Annotated in this window: 1 protein-coding gene; it reads left to right on the plus strand. The window is 60.7% G+C overall.

Annotation, left to right across the window (positions count from 1 at the left end; genetic code table 11):
- Positions 1 to 8: 8 nt before the first annotated feature.
- Positions 9 to 239: STY4528 family pathogenicity island replication protein (locus KMS84_RS44860; protein WP_498066994.1), on the plus strand; the 231-nt coding region annotated here is incomplete at its 3' end.

Genomic DNA, 239 nt, shown 5'->3' on the forward strand with positions numbered 1-239 from the left:
GCCAGGGTGTGGTCACACCACGCTATGAGGATCTGCAGCCCTACCTGTCAAGCGTTCCCTACGGCGCGTCAGCCTCCCGTGAAACCATCGCTCGCGTCTTAACGATGCTCAGACTAACCCGCTGGCTTAGCCTGGTAAGTCGTGGCCGCGACCAGCTCAGCGGGCGTCTGCGAGGTTCGCTGTACGTCCTGCACGATGAGCCGTTAACCCCCGCTGAAGCGATAGAGTTGGATCACGAT

It is taken from the genome of Streptomyces hilarionis, assembly GCF_024539675.1.
GTDB lineage: Bacteria > Actinomycetota > Actinomycetes > Streptomycetales > Streptomycetaceae > Streptomyces > Streptomyces hilarionis.